At 70.3% G+C, this 26,415-nt stretch carries 18 protein-coding genes and 3 pseudogenes; 17 read left to right on the top strand and 4 right to left on the bottom strand.

The genetic code is table 11. From position 1 onward, the window contains the following. The first annotated feature begins 50 nt into the window (after positions 1-50). From H0E82_RS02335 to H0E82_RS02355, 6 genes and pseudogenes are all read left to right on the top strand, one after another. The gene (locus H0E82_RS02335) at positions 51-2,072 is read left to right on the top strand and encodes a methyl-accepting chemotaxis protein (RefSeq protein WP_180543376.1); all 2,022 of its coding nucleotides are present in this window, start codon (positions 51-53) and stop codon (positions 2,070-2,072) included. 76 nt (positions 2,073-2,148) lie between these two features. Continuing rightward, positions 2,149-4,536 (top strand): annotated as a pseudogene (locus H0E82_RS17020) (Hpt domain-containing protein); the annotation flags it as partial. 2,199 nt (positions 4,537-6,735) lie between these two features. Then, positions 6,736-9,090 (top strand): annotated as a pseudogene (locus H0E82_RS17025) (response regulator); the annotation flags it as partial. Next, positions 9,083-10,804, top strand: a complete 1,722-nt coding sequence (locus H0E82_RS02345) for a chemotaxis protein CheB (RefSeq protein ID WP_180543378.1) — start codon at positions 9,083-9,085, stop codon at positions 10,802-10,804. The pseudogene H0E82_RS17025 and the gene H0E82_RS02345, both read left to right, overlap by 8 nt. Beyond that, positions 10,801-11,271 (top strand): chemotaxis protein CheW, encoded by a 471-nt coding sequence (locus H0E82_RS02350; protein ID WP_180543379.1) that lies wholly within the window; start codon positions 10,801-10,803, stop codon positions 11,269-11,271. Before H0E82_RS02345 ends, H0E82_RS02350 begins: the two co-directional genes overlap by 4 nt. 340 nt (positions 11,272-11,611) lie before the next feature. Next, positions 11,612-12,157 (top strand): DUF2058 domain-containing protein, encoded by a 546-nt coding sequence (locus H0E82_RS02355; RefSeq protein WP_180543380.1) that lies wholly within the window; start codon positions 11,612-11,614, stop codon positions 12,155-12,157. Positions 12,158-12,506: 349 nt separating this feature from the next. On the opposite strand, the gene H0E82_RS02360 is transcribed toward H0E82_RS02355, so the two are convergent. After that, positions 12,507-13,253, bottom strand: coding sequence for a 16S rRNA (uracil(1498)-N(3))-methyltransferase (locus H0E82_RS02360; RefSeq protein WP_180543381.1), 747 nt, complete (start codon positions 13,251-13,253; stop codon positions 12,507-12,509). Beyond that, positions 13,244-14,671, bottom strand: a complete 1,428-nt coding sequence (gene bioA / locus H0E82_RS02365) for an adenosylmethionine--8-amino-7-oxononanoate transaminase (protein WP_180543382.1) — start codon at positions 14,669-14,671, stop codon at positions 13,244-13,246. Before bioA ends, H0E82_RS02360 begins: the two co-directional genes overlap by 10 nt. A 56-nt stretch (positions 14,672-14,727) precedes the next feature. Here bioA and nudE point away from each other — a divergent pair, with 56 nt between their 5' ends. From nudE to H0E82_RS02385, 5 genes and pseudogenes are all read left to right on the top strand, one after another. Beyond that, entirely contained in the window at positions 14,728-15,279 is a 552-nt protein-coding gene (gene nudE / locus H0E82_RS02370) for an ADP compounds hydrolase NudE (protein ID WP_180543383.1), read from the top strand. Next, positions 15,272-16,099 carry a 3'(2'),5'-bisphosphate nucleotidase CysQ gene (gene cysQ / locus H0E82_RS02375; RefSeq protein ID WP_328796939.1) on the top strand — a complete coding sequence of 276 codons (828 nt, stop codon included), beginning with the start codon at positions 15,272-15,274 and terminating at the stop codon, positions 16,097-16,099. The genes nudE and cysQ overlap by 8 nt, the downstream gene beginning before the upstream one ends. An 83-nt stretch (positions 16,100-16,182) precedes the next feature. Then, positions 16,183-17,073, top strand: coding sequence for a nucleoside triphosphate pyrophosphohydrolase (gene mazG / locus H0E82_RS02380; RefSeq protein WP_180543384.1), 891 nt, complete (start codon positions 16,183-16,185; stop codon positions 17,071-17,073). Between the two features lie 49 nt (positions 17,074-17,122). Further along, positions 17,123-17,424: pseudogene (locus tag H0E82_RS16645) on the top strand (YnfA family protein). A gap of 30 nt (positions 17,425-17,454) precedes the next feature. Then, positions 17,455-17,757: an Mpo1-like protein gene (locus H0E82_RS02385; RefSeq protein WP_180543385.1), complete on the top strand. Its 303-nt coding sequence runs from the start codon at positions 17,455-17,457 to the stop codon at positions 17,755-17,757. Positions 17,758-17,788: 31 nt separating this feature from the next. On the opposite strand, the gene H0E82_RS02390 is transcribed toward H0E82_RS02385, so the two are convergent. Then, positions 17,789-18,133 (bottom strand): DMT family protein, encoded by a 345-nt coding sequence (locus H0E82_RS02390; protein ID WP_180543386.1) that lies wholly within the window; start codon positions 18,131-18,133, stop codon positions 17,789-17,791. Between the two features lie 136 nt (positions 18,134-18,269). On the opposite strand from H0E82_RS02390, the gene H0E82_RS02395 reads away from it, so the two are divergent. From H0E82_RS02395 to H0E82_RS02415, 5 genes are all read left to right on the top strand, one after another. Beyond that, entirely contained in the window at positions 18,270-18,983 is a 714-nt protein-coding gene (locus tag H0E82_RS02395; protein ID WP_150928822.1) for a response regulator transcription factor, read from the top strand. 26 nt (positions 18,984-19,009) lie between these two features. Continuing rightward, positions 19,010-20,323, top strand: a complete 1,314-nt coding sequence (locus tag H0E82_RS02400; RefSeq protein ID WP_180543387.1) for a sensor histidine kinase — start codon at positions 19,010-19,012, stop codon at positions 20,321-20,323. Positions 20,324-20,421: 98 nt separating this feature from the next. Continuing rightward, a complete protein-coding gene (locus H0E82_RS02405; RefSeq protein ID WP_180543388.1) occupies positions 20,422-21,954 on the top strand; it encodes an efflux RND transporter periplasmic adaptor subunit in 1,533 nt (510 codons plus the stop codon). Further along, the gene (locus H0E82_RS02410; protein ID WP_219338374.1) at positions 21,951-22,694 is read left to right on the top strand and encodes an ABC transporter ATP-binding protein; all 744 of its coding nucleotides are present in this window, start codon (positions 21,951-21,953) and stop codon (positions 22,692-22,694) included. The genes H0E82_RS02405 and H0E82_RS02410 overlap by 4 nt, the downstream gene beginning before the upstream one ends. Further along, the gene (locus H0E82_RS02415) at positions 22,691-23,926 is read left to right on the top strand and encodes an ABC transporter permease (RefSeq protein ID WP_180543389.1); all 1,236 of its coding nucleotides are present in this window, start codon (positions 22,691-22,693) and stop codon (positions 23,924-23,926) included. The genes H0E82_RS02410 and H0E82_RS02415 overlap by 4 nt, the downstream gene beginning before the upstream one ends. A gap of 175 nt (positions 23,927-24,101) precedes the next feature. Here H0E82_RS02415 and H0E82_RS02420 read toward each other — a convergent pair whose 3' ends face one another. Next, positions 24,102-25,322: a S8 family peptidase gene (locus H0E82_RS02420; RefSeq protein ID WP_180543390.1), complete on the bottom strand. Its 1,221-nt coding sequence runs from the start codon at positions 25,320-25,322 to the stop codon at positions 24,102-24,104. Between the two features lie 426 nt (positions 25,323-25,748). On the opposite strand from H0E82_RS02420, the gene H0E82_RS02425 reads away from it, so the two are divergent. Further along, positions 25,749-26,387, top strand: coding sequence for a C40 family peptidase (locus H0E82_RS02425; RefSeq protein WP_180543391.1), 639 nt, complete (start codon positions 25,749-25,751; stop codon positions 26,385-26,387). The last annotated feature ends 28 nt before the right edge of the window (positions 26,388-26,415 follow it).

The following is a 26,415-nucleotide window of genomic DNA, read 5'->3' on the forward strand; positions in this document are numbered from 1 at the left end:
GCTTCCACGTACCGCACAACAACGCGCCAACGATCAGGACCGGAACGAGCATGAGCACAGCCGCAGACACCCTCGCAGGCAAGCGACGCAACCTGGGCACGAACTTCTGGGTCGTGCTGCTGATCGTCGCCGGCACCATCCTGGTCCTCAATACCGGCTACGGCACATGGAAGGCGGCGCGCCTCGGCGGTGCGAGCACCGCGGCCTCGAACCTCCGCGTGGACAGCCAGCGGCTGGCCAACCAGGGCACCGAGGCGGTCCGCGGCAACGCCGAGGCGTTCACCGCGTTCAAGGCGACCCGCGCCCGCATCGAGGACGACATCCAGCAGCTCAACGCGCAGTTCGGCGACACCGTCGACGTGTCGAGCGAGATCCGCACCGTCACCCAGACCTGGGAGCCGCTCGGTGCCAGCGCGCAGCGTCTGGCCGATAGCGAAGCCGCGGTGACCGCGTTCGCCGGACAGGCCGAGCGCTTCAGCCAGCGCGTGCCGCAGCTGCAGGCCCTGCTCGACGAACTGGTGCGTGCGATGTCGAGCAGCGGCTCGCCGTCCTCGCAGGTCTACATGGCGCTGCGCCAGGTGGTGGTGGCCGGCGACATGGCCCGCCGGGTGACCGAGGTGCAGGCCGGCGGTGCCGGCGCGGCGATCGCGGGTCAGGGTCTGCGCCGCAACGCGGAAGACTTCCAGCAGGTGATGACGGGCCTGCGCCAGGGCGATCCCTCGCGCGAGCTCCAGGCCCTGACCAACGGCAACGCGCTCGCCGCACTGGCCCGGGCCGACGAGGCCTGGGCGGAAATGCGCACCGATCTCGAGGCGATCCTCGGCAGCAGCGAACAGCTGTTCCAGGCCCAGGCCGCAGCGACCGCCCTGGTCGCCGGTTCCGACCAGCTGCTGTCCGACAGCGAATCGCTGTTCAGCGCCTTCACCACGTCGGGCTCGCTCAAGGACACTAGCCTGCTCGGCAACGTGTGGATCAGCATCCTCGCCGGCCTCGCCGCGCTGGTCGCCATCGGCGGCCTGCTCTGGTCGCTCAACCGTGCGCAGCGTTCGCGCTACGAAACCACGATGGAACTCAACAACCGCAACCAGGAGGCGATCATGCGCCTGCTGGACGAAATGGGTTCGCTCGCCGAAGGCGACCTGACGGTCAAGGCCACGGTCACCGAAGACATGACCGGCGCGATCGCCGACTCGATCAACTTCGCGATCGAGCAGCTGCGCAGCCTGGTGCAGACGATCAACGACACCTCGGTGCAGGTCGCGTCCAGCGCCCAGGAAACCCAGGCCACCGCGATGCATCTGGCCGAGGCCGCCGAACACCAGGCGACCGAGATCAACTCCGCGTCCGAGCGTATCAACGAGATCGCGGTCAGCATCGACCAGGTGTCCAAGAACTCGGCCGAGTCGGCCGACGTGGCGCAGCGCTCGGTGCAGATCGCGACCAAGGGCGCGGGCGTGGTGCGCGAGACGATCGCCGGCATGGACTCGATCCGCGACCAGATCCAGGAAACCTCCAAGCGCATCAAGCGTCTGGGCGAGAGTTCGCAGGAAATCGGCTCGATCGTCGAACTGATCAACGACATCTCCGAGCAGACCAACATCCTCGCGCTCAACGCCGCGATCCAGGCGGCCTCGGCCGGTGAGGCGGGCCGCGGCTTCGCGGTCGTGGCCGACGAAGTGCAGCGTCTCGCGGAACGCGCGACGAATGCGACCCGCCGCATCGAAACGCTGGTGCAGACGATTCAGTCCGACACCAACGAGGCCGTGACCTCGATGGAGCAGACGACGTCCGAGGTGGTCGCCGGTGCACGCCTGGCGGAGGACGCCGGTACCGCGCTGGGCGAGATCGAAAGCGTCTCGACCAGTCTCGCGGACCTCATCCAGGGCATCTCCTCGGCCGCGCGCCAGCAGTCGTCCGCCGCGAGCAACATCACCGCGACGATGAATACCATCCAGTCGATCACCGCCCAGACCTCGCAGGGTGCGAACCAGACGGCGGCGTCGATCGGCAACCTGGCGCAGCTGGCGGCGGACCTGCGTCGCTCGGTCGCCGACTTCAAGCTGCCGGCCTGACCGCAGCCACGGACCCACGCATGACCGCATGTTTTTCCGGGCCGTCCACGCGCGTCCTCCGTCGCGGAGCGACGCGATGAACGGGCTGCGCGACGCCATCGACCACACGATGCTGGGCTGGATCAAGCCCGAGCTCGACGAAGTGCTGCGTCAGGCGCGGATCGAGCTGGAGGGCTTCGTCGAGACGCCCGACGATCCCAGCCGCATGCGTCTGTGCGCAGGTTATCTGCATCAGGCGCAGGGCACCCTGCGCATGGTCGAACTGTATGCGCCGGCGATGGTGGTCGAAGAGATGGAGCGTCTCGCCGACGCCCTGCGCGACGGCCTCACCAGCGATCGCGACGCGGGATCGGCGGCGCTGTTGCGCGGCATGCTGTTGCTGCCGGATTATCTCGAGCGCCTGCAAGGCGGGCATCGCGACATTCCGATCGTCCTGCTGCCGCTGCTCAACGAGCTGCGCGGTGCGCGCGGCGAGACGGGCCTGAGCGAGAGCATCCTCTTCTCGCCGGATCTCGCACGTCCGGTCCCCGTGCCGGCGGCGATTCCGGCGCAGGCCCATGGCGACCGCGAGGCCGCGCTGCGCGCGGTGCGCGCCGCGCTGCAGACCTGGCCTTCGGGCGGGGCCGCGTCCGATGCCGCTCCGCTGGTCGCCGCATTGCGCGCGGCGTCGCCGCAGTTCGAGAACGACGCGGTGCGGCGCATGCTCTGGGTGGCGGCGAACATCGCCGAAGCCCTCGGCGACGGCGCCTTCGCCGCCTCGGCGCAGCCTGCGCTGCGCCAGGTGTTCGCCGGTGTCGAGCGCGAACTGCGCCAGCAGGTGCAGGACGCGCCGCTGGCCGCGCTGAACCCGGAATCGGCCCAGGAGCCGACCCGCCAGCTGCTCTATTACGCCGTGCACGCCGACAGCGACCATCCGGCGCTGCGCGATCTGCGCGACACGTTCGACCTGCAGTCGCAGGAGCCGAGCGCCTCGGAGATCGAACACGCGCGCAGTAGCCTCAGCGGACGCAACCGCGCCCTGCTCGACACCGTGTCCGCCGCCGTCAAGGAAGACCTGCTGCGGGTCAAGGACGCGCTCGACCTGCACCTGCGTATGGGCTCGACCGATATCGGCGCGCTCCGGCCGCAGGTCGACGTCCTCGCCGGCGTGGCCGACACCCTCGGCATGCTCGGCCTGAACGCCGCGCGCGGCGTGGTGCAGCAGCAGCGCGACGTCATGCGCACCATCGTCGACGGGTCCACCCCGGCCAGCGAAGACACCTTGCTCGACGTGGCCGGCGCCCTGCTGTACGTCGACGCCACCCTGGACGACCAGGTGTCGCGTCTGGGCAGCGACGCCCCGACCGGCAGCGACGACACCCTCGCGGTGGAGGCGCAGCAGTCGGTCGTGGTGCTGGTGCGCGAGGCGATCGCCAATTTCTCGGATGCGCGCCAGGCCCTGGTGGCGTTCGTGGAGACGAACTGGGATCACGCCGAGCTGCAGGAAGTCCCCCGCCTGCTGGCCGAGGTGGGCGGCGCGCTGCAGATGCTCGAGATCCCGCAGGCCCGCGCCTATCTGGATGGCGTGCGCCTGTACGCCGAACGCGAGCTGATCGCGCGCAAGCGGGTGCCCAACGGCCGGCAGCTCGATACCTTCGCCGATGCGCTGGCGAGCCTGGAGTACTACCTCGAAGCCTTGCGCGAGCAGCGCAACGGCCGTGCCGACATTCTCGACATCACGCGCAGCAGCCTGGAGACGCTCGGCTACTGGCCACTCCCCGGCGATGCCGTGGACGCGCCGGCACCCGCCCGCAACGAGACCGACGCCGCGGCTGGCACGCTGGCCGACGAGCTGCGCGCCATCGACGTCGCCCAGCTGGCGCGTGGCGAACTGCAGGTGCCGACGGTCGACGGGTCCGACTCGGCCGTTGCCGCGCCTGCGCCCACGCCTGCGTCCGCGCCGCATGCGCCGGTCGCGCAGGCCGGGCAGACATCGGGCGGGTTCGAAGCCGTGGGCGACGAGATCGACGACGAGATCCGCGAGGTCTTCCTGGAAGAGTTCGCCGGCGAGATCGAGAATCTCGACGCGTTGCTGCCGCAGTGGCGCGCACGTCCGGACAACCTCGACCTGCTCCGTCCGATCCGCCGCGTCTTCCACACGCTCAAGGGCAGTGGCCGCCTGGTCGGCGCGCGCCGGCTCGGCGAGTTCAGCTGGGCGATCGAGAGCATGCTCAACCGGGTGCTCGACGGCAGCCGGCCGGCCAGCCCGGCGGTGGTCGCGATGGTCGACCAGGCGTTCTACACCCTGCCCGAACTGCAGGCCGTCCTGCGCGGTGACGCCGAGCTGCGCGCCGATCTGGACGCCATGCAGGCATCGGCAGCGCGGATCGCAGGCGGCGACGACGCGTTGCCGGACGATCCCATGCCGCTCGGTGCGCCCGCGGGGGCGGCCACGCCCGAAGCGGCGTCGATCGCTGCCGCGTCCGCTCCGGAACGTGCCGCCGAGACCGAGGCCGACGTGCCCGTCATCGCGGCACCCGAAGCACCGGAGGCCGCCGGCGCGGCGCCGGTGGTCGAGGACGCGCCACAGTCGGTACCGGCGTCGGTCGACGCATTGCTGCTCGAAATTCTCGACACCGAGGTCAAGGGCCACCTCGAGGCCGTGACTGCCTGCCTGCAGGCCGCGCGTGCCGGAGGTGCCTTCGACGCCGAACGCCTGCTGCGTGCGCTGCACACCATGCACGGCGCCTTCGCCATGGCCGAAGTGCCGGCGATCGGGCTCGTCCTGGGCCCAGCCGAGGACTACGCGCAGCGGCTCGCGGCGGCTCGCGTCGCCCCCGATGCCGACGGCATCGAGGTTCTGGAGACGGTGGCGGCCGAGGTCGGCGCGGCCTTGCGCGCGCTGCATCTCGAATCCCCGCGCATCGCGGTTCTTCCGGCCCTGGCCGCCCGCGTGTCCGAGGTCCGCGACCGGCTGCCCGAAGCGGCGATCGAACGCTTCACGTTCCAGTTCGATGACGAGGACGTCGGCGAGGCGCTGCCGGAGGCGGTGGAGACCCCGGCCGTCGACGACACCGCGCACCGCGATGACCTCGCGCGCCTCGAAGCCGAACGTGCCGAAGCCGAGCGCCTCGAGACGGAACGTCTCGAAGCAGAGCGCACCGAGGCGGCGCGCCTCGAAGCGGAGCGTGTAGAGGCCGAGCGCGCCGAAGCCGAGCGTCTCGAGACCGAACGTCTCGAAGCGGAACGCGCCGAAGCGGCGCGCCTCGAAGCAGAGCGTGGAGAAGCGGAGCGCGCCGAAGCCGAGCGTCTCGAGACCGAACGTCTCGAAGCGGAACGCGCCGAAGCGGCACGCCTCGAAGAGGCGCGTGTCGAGGCCGAGCGCGCCGAAGCGGAGCGTCTCGAAGCAGAACGCGCCGAAGCGGCGCGCCTCGAAGAAGCGCGTGTCGAGGCCGAACGTGCCGAAGCGGAACGTCTCGAAGCCGAGCGTGCCGAAGCGGAACGTCTCGAAGCAGAACGCGCCGAAGCGGCACGCCTCGAAGAAGCGCGTGTCGAGGCCGAACGTGCCGAAGCGGAACGTCTCGAAGCCGAGCGTGCAGAAGCGGAACGTCTCGAAGCAGAACGCGCCGAAGCGGAACGTCTCGAAGCGGCGCGTATCGAAGCCGAGCGCGTTGAAGCCGAACGTGCTGAATCGGAGCGTCTCGAGGCGGATCGAGCCGAAGCCGAACAGCTCGAACGCGAGCGGGCTGAAGCGGAGCGCCTGGAGACGGAACGCATCGCCGCCGAGCGCGCCGAGGCCGAGCGGCTTGAAGCCGAGCGCCAAGACGCGGAACGTGCTGACGCCGAACGCCTCGACATCGAGTTGCGCGCCGCGGACCCGCTGCATGGCGGGTATGGTCCTGACGCCGCGGACGGGATCGCCACGGACGACCAGGCCGACGCGTCGGCACTGGCCGCGCAGGCGGTCATCGATGCCGAGGTGCTGGCCGACGAGCGCCTTCGCTTCGAAGGTGCGCAGGGCTCGTCTTCCGCGGAAACCGAGGATGTCGAAGACAGCGTGCAGGACGACGGCGACCGCGCGACCGAGCTCGACGCCCAGGCGCCGTCCGACATCCACACGATCGCAAACGAAGCGCCTGAGGAACACCAGGATCCGGTGGCAGCGCCGCACGGTGCGCCGGCCGATGCCGTGCCGGTGGACGACGACGGCGCTGTCGCGGCGGCGGACGCAGGGGACGCGCTCGCCTCGGGCGACTCCGGAACAAGGATTGACGCGGGAGCCGGTGTCGACCCTGACATCGCATCCGATGCGGTGTCCGATCCAGATATGGCGTCGCCGGGCGATCCGGAGGCGTTCGAGGTCGAGGATGGCGCGTTCGAGGCCGACGCGGAGGCCGCGCCTGCGGAGAACGCAGGCGCGATCGAAACCGACGAAACGGCCCCCGTCGCCGCATCCGATGCCGAGGCGACGCCGGAGGACGCCCAGGTCCGGCCCGACGCCGAGCCGGCGCCGGCGGAGACAGCCGAGGCGCACGATGCGACTCCGGATGCCGCCGACGAAAGCGACCGCGCGTCAGCAGGCGACGCCGGCACCGATGCGCCCGAGCTGGACGCCGAAGCCGGCGCCACTCGTGCGATCGAGCGCCCCGAAGGCGAGGAGGCGACCTGGGTTCCGCAACCCGACGAGCTCGATCCGGACGCACCGCTCGATCTCGAAGGCCTCGATGCGGAGCTGATCGACATCTTCGTCGAGGAAGGCATCGACCTGCTCGACCATTCGGATGGTCTGCTCGCGCAGTTGCGCGAGGATCCCTATGCGCGTGAGCCGGTGGCCGGCCTGCAGCGTGATCTGCACACCCTCAAGGGCGGTGCACGGATGGCCGGGCTGATGGAGATCGGCGAGCTCGGCCATGCGATGGAGACCCTGCTCGAGTCGGTGTCGGAGCAGCGCACGACGCTGCGCCGGCGCGATCTCGTGCTGCTCGAGCGTGGCTTCGACCGTCTGCACACCATGGTCACCCGGGCCGGCGAACGCCGGGCGATCGGTCCATCGCAGGCACTGGTCGACGCGTTCAGCGGCACGTCGCCGGATACGGCGGGCGGGCTCGCGAAGACCCCCGCCAGCGAGACCCCCAAGGTCGAACTGGCCCCGCTGTCGGCACCCCTGCTGTCGGACGACATCAGCGCCGAAGACGAGGAAGGCGCGCTGCGCGGTTCGCAGGAACAGGTGCGGATCCGCGCCGACCTGCTCGACCGTCTGGTCACCTACGCCGGCGAGGTCGCCATCTACCGCGCTCGCCTCGAGCAGCAGCTCGGCGGCTTCCGCGGCGCGATGAACGAACTGGCGCAGACCAACACGCGCCTGCGCGACCAGCTGCGTCGTCTCGACATCGAGACCGAGGCGCAGATCATCGCCCGCTTCCAGCGCGAAGGCGACACCGGCGACGCCACGTTCGATCCGCTCGAGCTCGACCGCTTCTCGACGCTGCAGCAGCTCTCCCGTGCACTGGGCGAGACCGCGGCCGACCTCGGCAGCCTGCAGCAGACCCTCGACGACCAGACCCGGCAGTACGAGACCTTGCTGCTGCAGCAGTCGCGGGTCAGTTCGGACCTGCAGGAAGGCCTCATGCGCACGCGCATGGTGCCGTTCGACGGCCTGGTTCCGCGCCTGCGGCGCGTCGTGCGCCAGGCCGCGCAGGACACCGGCAAGCAGGTGCAGTTGCGCCTCGACGGTGCCCAGGGCGAGCTCGACCGCAACGTGCTCGAGCGCATGGTGTCGCCGCTTGAGCATCTGCTGCGCAATGCCATCGCACACGGCCTGGAGACGCCGGCCGGCCGCCGGGCCGCCGACAAGCCGGACGAAGGCAGCGTGCGCATTGCGGTGCGTCGTGAGGGTTCGGAAGTCGTGCTCGAGGTCAGCGACGACGGCGCGGGCCTGGATCGCGCCGCGATCCGCCGCCGCGCCGAAGAGCGCGGGCTGCTGCATGCCGATGCGGTGATCAGCGACTCCGATCTCGACGCGATGATCCTCCAGCCGGGCTTCTCCACCGCCACCGAGGTCAGCCGTCTGGCCGGCCGCGGGGTCGGCATGGACGTCGTCGCCAGCGAAGTGCGCCAGCTCGGCGGCAGCTTCGACATCCGCTCCCGCGCGGGGCGCGGCACCACCTTCACCCTCCGGCTGCCGCAGACCCTCGCGGTCACCCAGGCCGCATTCGTACGCATCGGCGAGACGAGCTTCGCTGTGCCGATCGCCTCGGTCCGCGGTGTCGGCCGCATCGCGCGCGAAGAGGCGGTCCCGGGCGCGGTGTACCAGTACGGCGGCGAGGATTACCAGCTGCACGACCTGGGCCGACTGGTGGGTCACGCGCCGGCGCGGGCCGAAGGCCATCTGCAGATGCCGCTGCTGCTGATCCGTGCCGGCGAACTGCGCGCCGCGGTCGCGGTCGACGAGATCGTCGGCAACCGCGAGATCGTGGTGAAGCCGGCGGGTCCCCAGGTCACGTCGGTCCCGGGAATCTTCGGCGCGACGATCATGGGCGACGGCCGGGTCGTGGTGATCCTCGACATCGCGCCGCTGGTCCGGCGCCACCTGGCCCATGTGGCCGAGCTCGGAGAGGGCCACGTCGAAGAACCGACGCCCGTGGTCGAGCAGCGGCCCGTCCCGCTGGTGATGGTGGTCGACGATTCGGTGACGATGCGCAAGGTCACCGGCCGCGTGCTGGAACGCCACAACTTCGAGGTCATGACCGCGCGCGACGGCGTGGATGCCCTCGAGCGGATGGAAGAGCGCGTTCCCGACCTGATGCTGCTGGACATCGAGATGCCGCGCATGGACGGCTACGAGCTGGCGACACAGATGAAGGCCGACCCGCGCCTGCGCGACGTCACCATCATGATGATCACCTCGCGTACCGGCGAGAAACACCGCCAGCGCGCGTTCGAGATCGGCGTCGAACGTTATCTGGGCAAGCCCTACCAGGAGCACGACCTGCTGCGCCACGTGCACGAACTGCTGAAGCTGGAGCGTGACGATGGCTGAGTCGGCAATCCGCACCGTGGTGCTGGCGCGCGAAGGCGCGGCCCGCGATCGCCTGGTCGAAGGCCTGGTGGAGGCCGGCGCCGAGGTCGTGCAGACGCTCGACCCGCTGCAGGTGGATCCTGCGGCGGTCGACGCACTGGCGCCGGCCGCGCTGGTGGTCACGCTGGAGCCCGCGGTCGAGGATGCGCTGGATGCGTTCGGGCCGCTGCTGTTCGTGCCCGGACGCACGGTGATCTTCGAGGAAGCAACCCTGGTCCTCCAGCGCAGTGGCTGGGACGCCGCGCGCTGGGTACGTCATCTGGGCGCCAAGCTGCGCGGCGAGGGCAGCGTGCTGCCACCCGGCGCGGAGCCGGCCGACGACGACGTCGTGCCCGACGGGCACGCACGGCACGTGCCGGCCGGCCCCGGAGCTGGCGCGCCGGAAAGCTTCGTGTTCGATCCGGTCGCTGCCGAGTTCGACGACCTCGTACTGGACGTGCCGCCGGTGGCGCCGGCCTTCGATCTGGACTTCGCGTTCGAGGCGATCGATACCGGCGACGGCGCCAGCCCGGCCCTCGCCGATGAAATGCCGGCGCCCGGCGAGGCCGCGTCCGACGCCTCTGTCGCGACCGGCGACGGTTTCGACGCAGCGCTGCTCGAGCTCGAGTCCACACCCGGGCCGGAGGTCGCACGCGACGCCGCGGAGACCTCGCTGTTCGACCCGGTGGCGGCCGAGCTCGACGACCTTGCTTCGGACACGCCGCGTGCGGCGCCTGCGTTCGATCTGGATTTCGAGTTCGAGCTGGCCGATACCGACGATCTCACCTACACGCCGCCGGTGGCCGATACGGCGCCGCCGCCCGGCTTCGACGTCTTCATGCCGTCGGAGGCGTCGTTCGAGGCGCCGGTCGACACGGCCGGGCTGGTGAGCGATGCGGCGGCGCTCGAGGCCACCGGCACCGATGCGGTCGTCAGCGACCCCGGCGACGCGTTCGCCGGATACGAGGTTGACCGTGAGGACTTCGGTCTCAGTCTGGTGGACGATGCGGTCGACGCCCCGGCCGTGCGTGGAGCACCGGCCACCCCGCCGGCGCTCGACCTGCAGGATCTTGAGACGCGCATTTCGGGCCTGAGCCTGGCCGACGCGGACAGCTACGGCCACGGGCCGCGTCGCGGCCTGGTTCTGGTGGAGGGCGGGCTCGGCGGACCCGACGCGGTGCGCCAGCTGCTCGGCGCGATTCCCGATGGGTTCCCGCGGCCGATCCTGATCCGCCTGCAGCTCGATGGCGGACGCTACGACCGCCTGGTCCGCCAGATGGAACGGGCCACGTCTCTGCCGGTGCAGCTGGCGGAGCCGGGCATGTCGGTCGCGCCGGGCGAAGTCTATTTCCTGCCGCCCGACCTGCTGCCGGCCATGGTCGGCGGTGAACTGCGCTTCGCCGAAGGCGGCACGCTGGTGGACCTGCCGGGCGCCGTGCCGGCTGAAGACAGTGCCTTGCTGTTCGTCAGTGGCGCGGATCCGTCGCTGGTCGACATCGCGCTGGGGCCGGCCTGGCAGGGCGCGCTGGTCGGCGGGCAGTCCGACGAGGGCTGCTACGACTCGGTCGCCGCGCACGCGGTGGCCCAGGGCGGCGGTCCGTCGGGACGCCCGGTGGAGATCGCCGACTGGCTGCTCGCCCGCTGGATGCCTGCGGCGCGCCAAACCGAACCCGGCCCTGGAGGCCTGTCGCTGTGAACGCCACTCTCGACGATATCCGCGGCGTGCTCATCCGCGTCGGCGCCACCCAGTTGCTGCTGCCCAACGCGACGATCTCCGAGGTGCTGTCCTATTCGCCACCCGAGCCTGTGGACGATGCGCCCGGATGGCTGCTCGGGCGTCTGCGCTGGCGCGGCTGGCGCCTTCCGCTGGTCGCCTTCCCGGTGCTGTCGGGCCAGGGCGAAGACCAGGCGGGCCTGGGCAGCAAGGTCGTGGTGTTCAAGGCACTCAGCGGCGACGCCCGGCTGCCGTTCTTCGCTCTGCTGACCCAAGGCTTTCCCCGGCTGGTGACCATCTCGGCGGCCAACCTGCTCGACGAGTCGCACGGCGACGACGAGGCATTGCCGTTCGCCGTCAGCGCACGTGTGCGGCTGAACGACGACGTCGCGCAGATTCCCGACATCGACCAGATCGAACGCTCCGTGCGCGAGGCGATCGCTGCCTGACCGGTGGACGTGTCCGGCTGGTTCCCGCTGATGAGGGGATCGGTCGGACACCCGGCACGCATCGGTCCGTGGCGATGCGCGCCCTGAGCGCCAGCCGGATACGCCGTGACACACCCCCACGCAGCGGAGCCCGGTGACGTGCCCGTTGCAGGATCGCGCGGGCCACCATCGGCCATCGCATGCTCCATCGGATCGGATGAGGCGCCAGGGCCGACCCGCCTCGGCGATGGCGCCTTTCACAAGGCGCGACAGGCGCTGACCCGTGGCTGTGCACGCGCGCGGACGGACGTGGCGCGAGCGGCCCGGGCATCGCCGGCGCCGCCTGTTCTAGACTGTCCCCATGCGAAATCCTCTGCAGGACCAGTTGCTCAAGGCCGGACTGGTGAAGAAGTCCCAGGTGGCCCAGGTGGCGCGCGAGCAGGCCAAGAAGCGCGAAGGCAAGGCGCCTCCCGTGGCCAGCGAGCAGCAGCGCGAGATCGCGCGCCTGCAGGCCGAGCGCGTGGAGCGCGACCGTGCACTCGCCGCGGAGCGCAACGCGCAGGCCAGGCTGCACGAACAGCGCGCGCAGGCCCGGCAGATCATCGAAACCCAGCGCGTGCCGTCGACCGGCGACACGCCGTACCGCTTCACCGATGGCGCGGTGATCCGTTCGATCCAGGTCGACGCGGCGCAGCGCGCCCAATTGGCGAGCGGGCTGCTCCTGGTGGTGCGCGACGGCGCGGGCTACGCGCTCCTGCCGAGGGCCGCGGGGGAGAAGGTGGCTGCGCGCGATGCGGCGCTGATCGTCGTGGACCAGAGCGCACGCGGCGACGGGCCTGCGTCACCCGGCGATGACGACGAGGCCTACTACGCGCGCTTCGAAGTGCCCGACGACCTCATCTGGTGACGACTGACCGTTAGCGCCCGCCGCGCCGACGGCGCCGGCGCCAGCGCGCTCGCGGGACGCCCCGGTGGCGGGCACGCCGCAGCGCAGGCCGGTCGTCCGCAGACCGCGCTGCCCGCGCTGGGAAGGGTGCCGCGGCCCGAGCAGGTCACCGCGGTCGTACGCAGACGCTGGTCGAGCGCCGCGCCGCGGGCGCCGGTCACGCCGTTCGACGACGGATCCGTCGGCGCACACGGCCTTCGCCGTGACGCGGTCCTCTGTGCACTGGTCTGCACGACTGCTGGCGTCGCGGTGAAGGCCTCGGGCGTCCGCTGACAGGCGCACGGACGCCGGCCGCCGGCGGACGCGTCGATCAGCTGCCAGTGCCGCCGAGATCGCCGAAGCGTGCCTGCAGAGCCGCGATCGCGGCGATGCCGGCCGTCTCGGTGCGCAGAATGCGCGGACCGAGGCGCAGGCCGGTGAAGCCGGCTGCTCGCAGGGCGGTACGATCGTTGTCCGACCAGCCGCCCTCCGGTCCGATCGCCAGAACGACGTTCCCGGCCGGTGCCGGCATGCCGGCAATACCGGTGTCCGCCCCCGGATCCAGCCACCAGCGTGACGCGTCGGCAGGCAGCATCTGCAGTGCGCTGGCCAGCGTCCGTGGCGCGGCCACGTCCGGAATGCGGCTGCGCCAGCTCTGCTCGCAGGCCGATACCACGACGCTGTGCCAATGCCCGTGGCGTTTGGCCGCCCGTTCGGCGTCCAGCTTTACCTCGCTGCGGTCGCTCGTCACGGGCACGAATGCCGCCACGCCGAGTTCGGTCGCCTTCTGCAGGATCCAGTCCATCTTCTCGCCGCGGGCGAGCCCCTGGACCAGGGTGATCCGCAAGGGCGATTCCAGATCGACGCCGCGGCGGGCGAGGATCTCGGCGGAGGCGCCGCGCTTGCCCACCGCGACCAGACGCGCGTCGTGGTCGTGGCCGTCGCCGTTGAACAGCACGCAGGCATCGCCCTCGCGCAGGCGCAGCACGCGGGTCAGGTGCGCAGCGGCCGTTTCGGGCAGCTCGATCCGTTCGCCCGGTGCCAGCGGCAGGTCGACGTGGGCACGGATCACGCGCATGAGGTGGCCGCCTCGATCGCCCCGGCCGTCACCTCGGCGAGCAGCTGCAGCTGTGCCTCGTCGATGCAGTAGGGCGGCATCCAGTAGAGGATGTCGCCGAGTGGGCGCAGCAGCACGCCGCGCGCCACCGCGTGACGGTAGGCGTGCAGTCCGACGCGCAGCGCGGGGTCGAAGGCTGCGCGCCGGTCGCCGTCGCGGCTGAGCTCGAACGCGACGATCATCCCGGCCTGGCGTACATCGGCAATGTGCCGGTGGCCGCCGACCTGACCTGCGAGCGCGGTCATCCGCTCGGCCGTGGCCCGGTTGCGCGCGAGCACGTCGTCGCTCGCGAAGATGTCCAGCGACGCCAGGGCCGCGGCGCAGGCCAAGGGATTGCCGGTGTAGCTGTGCGAATGCAGGAAGGCGCGGTCGCGCGACTCGTCGAGGAAGCCGTCGTAGAGCACCTGGGTCGCCAGCACCGTCGCCAGCGGCAGGAATCCGCCGGTCAATCCCTTGGACAGGCAGAGCAGATCGGGCTGGATGCCCGCGACGCCTCCTGTTTCCCCGGGCGCCTGTTCGCAGGCGAACAGGGTGCCGGTGCGCCCGAAGCCCACCGCGATCTCGTCAGCGATGAGAAAGATGCCGTGCACGTCGCACAGGTCGCGCACGCGCCGGAGGTACACCGGATCGTGCATGCGCATGCCGCCGGCGCATTGCACCCGCGGCTCGAGGATCAGCGCGCAGATCTCCCCGGCATGGGCATCGAGCAGATGGGCCAGCGCATCGGCGGCATCCTCGGCGTGGCCGGCGGCGCCCTGGCCTTCGCGGGCGAGGTAGGCGTCGGGGGAGGGCGCAAACACCGCCTCGCACAGCAGCGGTGCATAGACCCGCCGGTACAGCGGAATGTCACCCACCGCGAGTGCGCCGAGGGTCTCGCCGTGGTATCCGTTCTGCAACGCGACGAATTTCGTCCGCCGCGGCTCGTCCCCGCGGTTCTGGAACCACTGGAACGCCATCTTCAGCGCCACCTCGACACCGGCCGAGCCGTTGTCGGCATAGAACACCTTGCTCAGCGGTGGCCGGCCCGGCTCGCGCGGCGCGAGCGCCAGGAGACGCTCGGCCAGTTCGACCGCGCCGGGGTGTGTGCAGCCGGCGAGAATGACCTGCTCGAGCGTGCGCGCCTGCCGGGCGATGGCCTCGGCGATGCGCGGCTCGGCGTGGCCGTGCAGGTTGGTCCACCAGCTGCTGCCCGAGTCGAGGATCCGGCGGCCGTCGCTGTCGATCAGCCACGCGCCGTCGCCGCGTTCGATCGGCACCAGCGGCATCAGTTCCGGGTGTTCGCGCATCTGCGTGCAGGGGTGCCAGACCACGGCGAGATCGCGGGTCCGCCAGTCGTCGGCCTCGGCTAGAATGGCCGGATCGTGAGTCAGTCCTGTCATCCCTGCATTATCGCCGCTCGCCGATCTCCGGGTCGTGCGGGTCGCGGGGCGTCGTGGTGAGCCGGCAGCTGCCCGTCATCCACGGCATCGTCGAGCACGAGGCCCATCCCTACCGCGTGGAGCGGCTCGATCTCGAATTCGGCAACGGCGAGCGTCGGCTCTACGAACGCCTGCATGGGCGCGGCCACGGCGCGGTCATCGTCGTGCCGATGCTCGACGCCGATACGGTGCTGCTGGTGCGCGAATATGCCGCCGGCCTGCACCGCTACGAACTGGGTCTCGTGAAGGGCCGCATCGACGCCGGGGAGACGCCGATCGAGGCCGCGGACCGCGAGCTCAAGGAAGAGGCCGGGTACGGCGCGCGGCGGCTCGATGCGCTGCGCACACTGACCCTCGCCCCGACCTACATGAGCCACCAGGCCACGCTGGTGCTGGCGCGCGACCTCTACCCCGAGCGCTTGCCGGGCGACGAGCCCGAGGAGCTCGAGGTGGTGCCGTGGAAGCTCGATGCGCTGCACGAGCTGATCCTGCGCGAGGAATTCTCCGAGGGCCGATCGATCGCCGCGCTGTACATGGCCCGCGACTGGCTGCGCCATCACGGTGGCTGAAGCCGCATCGGCCGTCGATTCGATCACCCGTGACGGCGTGATTGACATCGCCCGGGCCGCGGGTGCGGCGATCATGTCGGTGTACGCCGGCGCGTTCGACGTCGCGCGCAAGGCCGACGCCAGCCCGGTCACCGCGGCCGACCTGGCCGCGCACCGGGTGATCGTCGACGGACTCGCCAGGCTCACCCCGGACATTCCGGTGCTGTCGGAGGAGTCCACCGACGCCGTCGCCGCGGGCGAGCGGCGCGGCTGGCGGCGCATGTGGCTGGTGGACCCGCTGGACGGCACGCGCGAGTTCGTCAAGCGCAATGGCGAGTTCTCGGTGAACATCGCGTTGATCGAGGATGGCGTCGCCGTGTTCGGCGTGATCCAGGCCCCGGTCGACGGCGCGCTGTGGCACGGCGCGCCCGGGCACGGCGCCTGGCGGCGCAGCGGCGAGACCGATCGGCCCATCCGTGCCCGGCGCGTTCCCGGTGCAGGGCCGATGCGGGTGGCCGCCAGCCGCTCGCACCGGGATCCGCGCACCGCCGCCTTCGTCGCCCGGCTGGGCGACATCGAGCCGGTGGCGCTCGGCTCGTCACTGAAGTTCTGTCGTCTGGCCGAGGGCACGCTGGACGTCTATCCCCGCTTCGGCCCGACCAGCGAGTGGGACACCGCGGCGGGCCAGGCGATCCTCGAAGGCGCCGGCGGCATTCTGGTCGATGCCGGAGGGCGTGCCTTCCGTTACAACCAGCGCGGCACGCTGCTCAACGGCGCGTTCATCGCGCTCGGCGATCCGGCCCTGCCGTGGCGCACGTGGCTGGAGCCCGCGTCGGCCTGAGACGGCGTGCGGCGTCGCGCATCCGGTCCGACGGTCCGCCGGCGGCCGGCCGTGGATCTTCCTGTCCTTTCGGAGTTGCACCGATGCCCAACCATGACATCCAGGCGCTGATCGACCTGATGGCGCGCCTGCGCGATCCCGATCGCGGATGCCCCTGGGATCTGGCCCAGGATTTTTCGACGATCGCTCCCTATACCGTGGAAGAGGCGTACGAGGTCGCCGATGCGATCGACCGGGGCGATCTCGCGGACCTGCGCGGCGAACTGGGCGACCTGCTGTTCCAGGTGGTGTTCCATGCGCGCATGGCGGAGGAGCAGGGGGCCTTCGATTTCGGCGACGTGGTCGCGGGGATCGTCGACAAGATGGTGCGACGGCACCCGCACATCTTCGCCGCTGCCTCGGCCGGCGACGCGGATGCGGTGCTGCGCAACTGGGACGCGATCAAGCGCGAGGAGCGCGCCGCCGCCGGCGACGGTGACACCTCCGCGCTGGCCGGAATTGCCCGCGGTCTGCCCGAGTGGCAGCGCGCGGTGAAGCTGCAGGCGCGCGCGGCCCGCGTCGGATTCGACTGGCCCGGACCGGACACGGTGATCGACAAGCTGCACGAGGAAATCGACGAGGTGCGCGCGGAATTCGCCGCCGTAGCGGCCGATCCCACCGATGCCGGGGCGCAGGCGCGGCTGGAAGCCGAGCTCGGCGACCTGCTGTTCGTCGCGGCCAACCTGGCGCGGCATGCGCGGGTGGACGTCGGTGCTGCGCTGCGCCGGGCCAACCACAAGTTCGAGCGTCGCTTCCGCGCCATGGAAGCGCGCGCCGGATCCGCCGGCATGCGGCTGCAGGACATGCCGCTGGACGCGCAGGAGGATTGCTGGCGCCAGGTCAAGCGGGCCGAAGCGGATGCGGCCGGCGCAGACGCGCACGATCCGGGCGCCGACGACCGCGCCGGCACACCGCTGCGCGACCTGAGCACCTGAGGTCGCGACCGCGCCCCGGAGCGGAATCGTCGGCGTGGCGCGCGCGGAAATGATGACCGTCCTGCTGTTCGTGACGACCGCACTGGCAGACATCGTCGGCGGCGACCCGCTGTATCTGTAGCTGGGCACGAAAGGCCGCGCATGGCTGCGGGTGCCCGGCGCGGCGGCGCTCGCTGCGTTCGCCCGGCTGCCGAGGCTGCATCCCACCGCATCGGGCCGCGTCTATGCCGCGTTCGCGCTGCTCTGGCTCTCGCACGTGGATGCGACCTGCCCACGCGCTGGGATCTTCCGGGCGCGACGTTGTGCCTGGTCGGCATGGCGATCATCATGTTCGCGCCGCGGCCCGCATGAAGGTCGCACCGTTGCAGGGTCGGGAGGGACATGCGCCGTTTTGCCAGCTTCCGCGAGTTCTACCCGTTCTACCTCAGCGAACACGCGCATCCCGTCTCGCGCCGGCTGCATTTTGTCGGCAGCTGCGGCGTCCTGGTGCTCCTCGGTGTGACCGCGTGGCAGCGTGATCCGTGGTGGCTGCTGGGGGCCTTGGCCTGTGGCTACGGCTTCGCGTGGGTCGGCCATTTCGCCTTCGAGAAGAACCGGCCGGCGACGTTCCGCCACCCCGTGTATTCGTTTCTCGGGGACTGGGTGATGTTCAAGGACATCCTGGTCGGGCGCATCCGCCTGTAGCCGCGCGTAGCGTGCTCACCCGGCGCGGCGGTCATTCCAGAAAGATCAGCCAGGCCGCGACGACGATCAGCGCAAAGCCTGCCCAGTGGTTCCACTTCAGCGGTTGGCCCAGGTACCAGGTTGAGAAGCCTGCGAACACGAGCAGGGTGATCACCTCCTGCATGCCCTTGAGCTGCGGGGCGGAATAGACCGCGGCGCCGATGCGGTTGGCCGGCACCATCAGCAGGTATTCGAAGAAGGCGATGCCCCAGCTGACCACGATGACGGTCAGGATCGGCACGCTCCGGTACTTCAGATGCCCGTACCAGGCGAATGTCATGAAGACGTTCGAGCCGATCAGCAGCAGGATGGGGAGGTAACGCTCGTAACCGTACATGGCGTATCCGGCGCGAAAACGGGGCGGTCGATCAGCCGCGGATACTGCGGCCCACCCCACGGCCTTCACAAGTCCTGCACCGTCCGCCGCCTATCTTCACAAACATTAATCCACTGTGTCAGCCATGGGAGCCGTTATGCGTGCAGGTCAGGAACCGGGTGGGCTTGTCCTCATCGTCGAGGACAACCGCAACATCTCCGAGATGGTGGGCGAGTATCTCGAAGGCCGGGGTTTCGAGGTCGATTACGCCGCCGACGGGCTGGACGGGTATCGCCTGGCCACGGAGAACAGCTACGACGTGATCGTGCTGGACCTGATGCTGCCGCGCCTGGACGGCATCGAGGTCTGCAAGCGTCTGCGCGAAGACGCGCGCAAGTCGACGCCGGTGCTGATGCTCACCGCGCGCGATACGCTCGACGAGAAGCTGACCGGCCTGAGCTCGGGTGCAGACGACTACCTCACCAAGCCGTTCGCCATCCAGGAACTCGAAGCCCGGCTGCGCGCGCTGATCCGCCGTGAACGCCGCCAGGTGGGCTCGGAAGTGCTGAAAGTCGCCGACCTGGTGCTCGATCCGGCCAGCATGCGCGCCACGCGCAGCGGCACGGAACTCCAGCTGTCGCCGATCGGCATGAAGCTGCTGACGATCCTGATGCGCGAATCGCCGCGCGTGGTCAATCGCCAGGAAATCGAGCGCGAGATCTGGGGCAACAGCCTGCCCGACTCCGATACCCTGCGCAGCCATCTCTACAACCTGCGCAAGATCATCGACAAGCCCTACGACAAGCAGCTGCTGCATACGGTGCAGAGTGCGGGCTACCGGATCGCCGATATCGAGCAGTCGCCGGCCTGAGCCGGGTGCAGTCGACGGGCAGTTCGATGCCGCAGGGATTACCCAACCGCATCCGCGACGCATTCACGCTGCAGGCCGTGGTGGCCGGCATCACGCTGATCCTGTGCGTGATGACGGCCGCGCTGGTCGGGCGCGAGGTGGTCGCACGCCAGTGGCTGCGCGCGGAGGCCGAGGCCTACTGGCTGGCACGCGACACCAATGCCGCGTATCCGCCGCCATACGGGGTCAACATCCAGGGTTACTTCGTGCCCGCCGATGGCGGCCCTTACGACAGCATCCTGGTCGGCGACCGCGCGGTCGCCAACCTGATCTGGTTCAAGGGCGCGCCCGAAGGTTTCTCCAAACGCCGCGACACCGAAGGCGTGCTGCTGGTGGAGCGCCGCGAGACGGGCACCTTGTACCTGGCCGCCTCGATGTCCCTGTTCGACCGGCTGCTGGCGCTGGCCGCCGGTGGTCTGGCGCTGCTGACGGTCGCGACCATCTTCGTCGTCTCCTGGCTCACCTACCGCACGTCCAAGCGCATGGTGCTGCCGATCCATCATCTCGCCGACGAGGTCGGTCGCTGGGTGCCGTCCGGCGACGACGACGACGTGCCGGTACCGCTGGAACCGCGCGAGGGTGTCGGACGCGAGGCGCAGGCGTTGTCCACCGCGTTGCATGGGCTCGGCGTGCGCGTGGCGGCCTTCATCCGCCGCGAGCGCGAATTCACCCGCGATGCGAGTCACGAGTTGCGGACGCCGCTTACCGTGATCCGTGTCGCCAGCGACATGATCGCCTCCGATCCCGCGACGCCTGCGCACCAGCAGCGTCCGCTCGCGCGGATCCGCCGGGCCAGCGAGGACATGGAGGCGGTGATCGATGCGCTGCTGGTGCTGGCCCGCGAGCGCGGCGTGATGCCGCAGAGCGAGATCTTCGACGTGCAGGAGATCGTCGAGGACGAAATCGACAAGATGCGCCCGATGTTCGAGAGCAAGCATCTCGACGTACGGGTCGACGCACGTGCCAGGCCGCGCCTCGAAGCGCCGCCGCGCGTGCTCGGGGTCATGCTCGGCCATCTGCTGCGCAACGCCTGGGCGTTCACCGAACGCGGCAGCGTCGAAGTGGTCATCGAGCGCGACCGGATCATCGTTCGCGACACCGGCATCGGCATGTCGTCCGAGGTCCTTCAGCGGGTCTACGACCCGTTCTATCGTGCCGATCCCTTCAGCCAGACCGGCAAGGGCATCGGCCTGTCGATCGTGCGCAGGCTCGGTACGCGCTTCGGGTGGCCGGTGGCGCTGGAGAGTACGCCGGGCGAAGGCACCACGGTCACCATCGTGCTGGCCGAACACCTGGTCTGAATCACTGCCGCGCCGATGAACGCGGCGGCGGCACGCGGTCAACTGCGTCGCGACCCGTGCGTTAGCCTGAGGTGTTGCCCACCGAGACTCCGTCCTCCATGTCGACCCGTCCCACGCCCCGCCGCCGCGGCCTGCCGCGCCTCGTTCCCGTCATCGTCGTGGTCGCACTGGTGGCCACCGGGGCGTGGTTCTGGACCCAGCGCGCCGGCACCGGCGGCGAAGACGCGTGGCGCACGACGCCGGTGGAGCGCGGCGACATCCGCGTGGTGATCTCGGCCACCGGCACCCTGAGTGCGACGTCCACGGTGACCGTGGGCAGCCAGATCTCCGGCCTGATCACCGAGGTGCTGGTCGACTTCAACGACACCGTCGAGCAGGGCCAGGTCCTCGCCCGGATCGACCCGGCGACCTACCAGGCGCAGATCGAGCAGGGGTCGGCCCAGGTCAGCGGAGCGCGTGCCTCGCTGGCCCAGGCGCAGGCTTCGCTGCGAAATGCCGAGCTCGACTACCGGCGCAAGTCCGAACTGCTGGAGCGTCAGCTGGTGGCGCGCAGCGACGTCGACCTGGCCCGTGCGTCGCTCGACCAGGCGCGGGCCCAGGCGGCCTCGGCGCAGGCGCAGATCACCCAGCAGACGGCGTCCACGCAGACCTCTCGCATCAATCTCGAGCGCACCGTGATCCGCTCGCCGGTCGACGGCACCATCCTCACCCGGTCGATCGAGCCGGGGCAGACCGTCGCCGCGAGCCTGCAGGCGCCCGAGCTGTTCACGATCGCCGAGGACCTCAGCAAGATGCGGATCGAGCTGGCGGTGGACGAGGCCGACATCGGCCAGGTCCGCCAGGGACAGCCGGTCACCTTCACCGCCGATGCATTCAACGAACGGCGGTTCCAGGGCACGGTGGAGCAGGTGCGGCTGGCCGCGACGACCACCAACAATGTGGTCACCTATCCGGTGGTCGTCGCGGTCGACAACAGCGACGGCACCTTGCTGCCAGGCCTCACGGTCAACGCGGAGATCGAGGTCAGCAATCGCGGGAACGTGCTCAAGCTCGCCAACGCGGCCTTGCGCTACCGGCCTGCGGACGCGGACCAGATCGCGACCGCGGGAACGGCAGGCGAGGGTGCGCCGCGTGGCGGCGGGCTTGCCGACGACCTCGCCGCCGCTGCCGCGTCGCTGGACCTCACGCCGGCCCAGCAGACGGCGTTCGACGAAGCGCTGGCGACGATGCGTACGCGCCAGCAGGGCCCCCGTCCGGCGGGCGGCCAGCGTCAGGGCACCGGCGGACAGCGCCAGGGCAGCGGAGGGCCACCCGCGGGTGCCGGCATGGGCGGGCCGGGGCGCAGTGATCCGGCGGTGCAGGCGCAGATCCGCCAGCGCATGATCGAGCGGTTCCAGCAGACCTTCGCCGGTTTCGTCTCGACGCTCGACCCGGCCCAGCGCGCCGCCTGGTCGCGCACGCTGGCGAGCACCGTCGGGGCCACCCGGGTCACGGTCTACCGGCTTGTGGACGGCCGACGCGAGGCGGTGCCGGTGCGGCTGGGCGCCAGTGACGGCAGCAGCACCGAGGTGGCCGGCAACCTCGCCGAGGGCGATCTGATCGTCACCGGCGAACGCGCGGCCGCGCGATGAACATGGCCGTCGGCGCGCGGCCGCCGGTGATCGAGACCCGGGGGCTGGCCAAGGTGTATTCGGCCGGCACCGAGGCCGAAGTGGTGGCCCTCGACCAGGTGGACTTGGTGATCCGTCACGGCGAGTTCGTGGCGATCATGGGGCCGTCCGGCTCCGGCAAATCCACGCTGATGAACCTCATCGGCTGCCTCGACACGCCCACCGCCGGCAGCTACCACTGCGACGGCGTCGACGTGGCCACGCTCGACCGCGAACAGCTCGCCGAGCTGCGCCGCGACAAGATCGGTTTCGTCTTCCAGGGCTTCAACCTCCTGCCGCGGATGACGGCGATCGAGAACGTGGCCATGCCGCTCGGATATGCGCGCGTGCCCAACGAGGAACGCCACGAACGGGCCCGCGCGGCCCTGGAGGCGGTGGGCCTGGGCAATCGCGGCACGCATCGCCCCAGCGAACTGTCGGGCGGCCAGCAGCAGCGGGTCGCGATCGCGCGCGCGCTGATCAACCGCCCGCCGGTGCTGCTCGCCGACGAGCCCACCGGCGCGCTGGACACCCGGACCGGCGAGGAGATCCTCGCCCTGTTCAAGCGCCTGCGCGACGACGGCCATACGGTGGTGCTGATCACCCACGATCCCGAGGTTGCGGCGCACGCGGACCGCACCTTCGTCATGCGCGATGGCGAGCTGCACGAGGACGTGCCCGCGGCTGTCGACGCGCGGCCCGAAGACGGAGGTGCCGGATGAAATTCTCGGATGTGCTGCGGACCGCGGTCTTCGCGCTGCGAGGCAACTGGATGCGCAGCATGCTGACGTCGCTCGGGGTCATCATCGGCATCGCCGCGGTGATCGTGATGGTGTCGGTGGGGCAGGGCACGCAGGCGGAGATCGATCGCATGGTCTCGGGACTGGGCTCGCAGCGCCTGGACATCTCTCCGGGTTCGCGCCGCATGACCGGTGGCGCGCGGCAGGCAGGAAGCAGCTTCTTCACACTCACCGAGGGCGACGCGGAGGCCATCCGCGCCGAGATCCCGGAGGTGCAACTGGTCGCGGGGCAGCTGCGCGGCAACAGCCAGGTGGTGTTCGCCGAGCGCAACTGGGCCAGCAGCTGGCAGGGCGTGCAACCGGACTTCTTCGAGATCAACGGCTGGACGCTGGCCGACGGTGCGATGTTCGAGCCGCAGGACTACAGCGGCGCGGGCAAGGTGGTGATCCTCGGCGACACCGTTCGCCGCGAGCTGTTCGGCGACGACAGCGGGGTCGGCCAGACCGTGCGCATCGGGCGCACGCCGTTCACGGTGGTCGGCACGCTGGCAGCCAAGGGACAGGGCGGCTTCGGGCAGGACCAGGACGACGTGATGATGGTCCCGCTGGAAACGGGCCGGCGCCGGCTGCTCGGGGCGATGGGACTGCCGCCGAGCGCAGTGATGCAGATCGCGTTGACGGTCGCCAACGCCGACGACCTCGGCTACGTGCAGGGCGAGGTCGAAGCCTTGTTGCGCCAGCGTCACCGCATCGCGCCGGGAGCGGAGGACGATTTCAGCGTGCGTAACATCTCCGAGATCGTCGCCACGCGCACCGCGACCACGCGGCTGATGTCCTTGCTGCTCGGCGCGGTCGCCACGATCTCGCTGATCGTCGGTGGCATCGGCATCATGAACATCATGCTGGTGTCGGTGACCGAGCGCATCCGCGAGATCGGCCTGCGCATGGCGGTGGGCGCGGGTCCGGTCGACGTGCGTCGGCAGTTTCTCGCCGAGGCGATGCTGCTTTCGCTCGGGGGCGGCGTGCTGGGCATCGCGATCGGTGTCGGGGGCTCGCTGCTGGTCGGCCGTTTCAGCGACCTGCCCACGGTGCTCAATACCCAGATCGTGCTCGTCGCGGCCGGGTTTTCGGTGGCCACGGGTCTGTTCTTCGGGTACTACCCTGCGCGGAAGGCCTCCCAGCTCGATCCGATTGACGCGCTGCGCCAGCAGTAGCGACATCGCGTCGTCGACCTGCGAGCGCGCCGGCCGGCGCCGGGCCTGTACGAGACGCGCGCCGAGGGCGTTCGGTCCGGAAGAACGGCCCCGGGCTGAAAGCAGGGCGCCCGGGGGCGCGGCATGAAGAAAGGGCGCCCGAGGGCGCCCTTCGTGTCGCCTGCCCGCGCGCGGCTCAGCGGGTGTAGAGCAGCCGGTTCGGCGACCCGGTGCCGATACCGCTCAGCCGGTCGGTGGTGGCGTTGGAATAGAGCCAGTTGCGCACCGTCGCCGGCGAGGCCGACGGATTGTTGGTCAGGTACAGCGCCGCGGCGCCGGCCACGTGAGGCGAGGCCATCGAGGTACCGCTGATGGTGTTCGAGGCCGACGTGCTGGTGGACCAGGCCGAGGTGATCGACGAGCCCGGCGCGAAGATGTTGACGCAGCTGCCGAAGTTGGAGAACGACGACCGCGCGTCGGTCGAGGTGGTCGAGCCTACGGTCACCGCGTTGGCCACGCGCGCCGGCGAGTAGTTGCAGGCGTTCGCATTGCTGTTGCCGGCCGCCACCACGACGGTCACGCCGCTGTTGATCAGGTTGTTGGTGGCGTTGTCGGTGGCCGCCGAGGCGCCGCCGCCGAGGCTCATGTTCGCCACCGCCGGCAGGACGCGGTTCGCGCGGACCCAGTCGATACCCGCGATGATGGTGGAATTGGCGCTGCCGCCACTGCAGCCGAACACGCGCACGGGCACCAGTCGCACCTGCTTGGCGACGCCCCAGGTGGTCCCGCCCACGGTGCCGGCGACGTGCGTTCCATGCCCGTTGCAGTCGTTCGTGCCACGGCCGTCGTTGATCGCCGAGTAGCCCGACAGCAGCCGGCTGCCGAACTGGGTATGACCGGTGCGGATGCCGCTGTCGATGATGTAGGCGCGCACGTTGGCGGCCAGCGGGTCGTAGATGTACGTGCCGTTCAAGGGACGGTCGCGCTGGTCCACCCGGTCCAGGCCCCAGGTGGCGCCGGTCTGCGTCGCCGACAGCTCGACGTAACCGTCCTCCTCGATGAACTCGACGCGCGGGTCGTTGAGCAGGCGGGCGAGCTTGCGTGCGTCGGCCTGGACCACCATGCCGTGCAGGGCATGGGTGTAGAGCTGGCTCACCTCGAGATCGTAGCGGGCGGCGACGTCGACGACCGTGCGTTCGACCTCGGCGGCGATCAGCAGGTCGGGGGCGGCGGCTGCCGTCTTGTCGAGCCGGTCCGAGGGCATGCCGACGTCCACGCGTTCGCGGATGGCATCGCTGTTGAACACGACGATGTACTGCCCGGGGATGGGGTTCTCGGCCTTCTTCAGTTCCGCGGCGAAGGCGGGCGAAGCCAGGGCGGCGGCGAGGGCGAGGGCGAGCAGGCGCTTCTGGGTCATCGGGATGTCCTTGAGTGGTCGGTGGCGACGCAAGCGGAGAATCCGCTGCGCTGGGGTCCCTGTTCCTGCTGCGTGGCCTTCAGCTGCCATGCAGTTCCCGTGACCCGACGCTGTGAGTCGCACGCCGTCCTGTCAAGCCGATCGGCGCGATTGACCGTGAATGCACAGGGCGCATGTGCGGGCGCACACAGTAATGTCGCTGTAATCGTTTCAGGAGCAACCACGTACGCGGCGCATGCGCAGGAACTGCTGCCCTGCAACACACGTCCGCGCTCACGAGCCCGCATGACTGCGCCTGACGCAGGTGGGCTGAATGCGTGATGCCGGCCATCTAGGGTCGCTCCCAGATTGAGCACCGATCCGCAAGGCCGGATAGTGACCACTTGGCGCACCCGTCGGAGCGCATCGGATACAGCGGAACAGACCATGACAGCCATCGGCAATGCAGTGCACAACATCGCCTGGGGCGACACGCTGAGCGGACTCGCCGCGCGTTACGGCACCAGTGTCGACGCACTCGTCGCGGCGAACGCCCAGATCCGCAATCCCGACCTCATCTATGCCGGCGACACCCTGGTCGTGCCCGGTCGTGGCGACGCCGGTCCTCCGGCTGTCGCAGGCATCGACAGCAGCCAGCGTGTAGGGGGTACCCATGCGGCCGCGATCGCCGAGCAGTTCCTCGGGCGCAATGCCGGCGAGCTGAAGCACAGCGGCGAACTGCCGATGGAGTCGTGGGTTCCGAACAACGTCAATTGCGCGAACTTCGTGTCTGCGTGCCTGCGCCAGGCCGGGCTGATCGAGCCAGGACAGGCCAGCGCATCGGTGGACCAGCTCGCACGCAATCTCAAGGGCGATGGCTGGAGCACCGTGTCGCTGCAGGACGCGCGCCCGGGCGACGTGGTGCTGATGCAGCGCAACGGCCAATCGCACGTCGTGCTGTTCGCCGGGTTCGAGAACGGCCGTCCCCAGTTCATCGGTTCGAACAACGTGAACGCGGACGGGTCGCAGCGCATCAGCTGGGGTGGCGCCTCGGGGAACTACGAGATCATCACCCCGCCGCGCTGATCACGGCAGTGGGGTTTGCGAGCTATCG

It is taken from the genome of Luteimonas deserti, assembly GCF_013425765.1.
Lineage (GTDB): Bacteria > Pseudomonadota > Gammaproteobacteria > Xanthomonadales > Xanthomonadaceae > Luteimonas > Luteimonas deserti.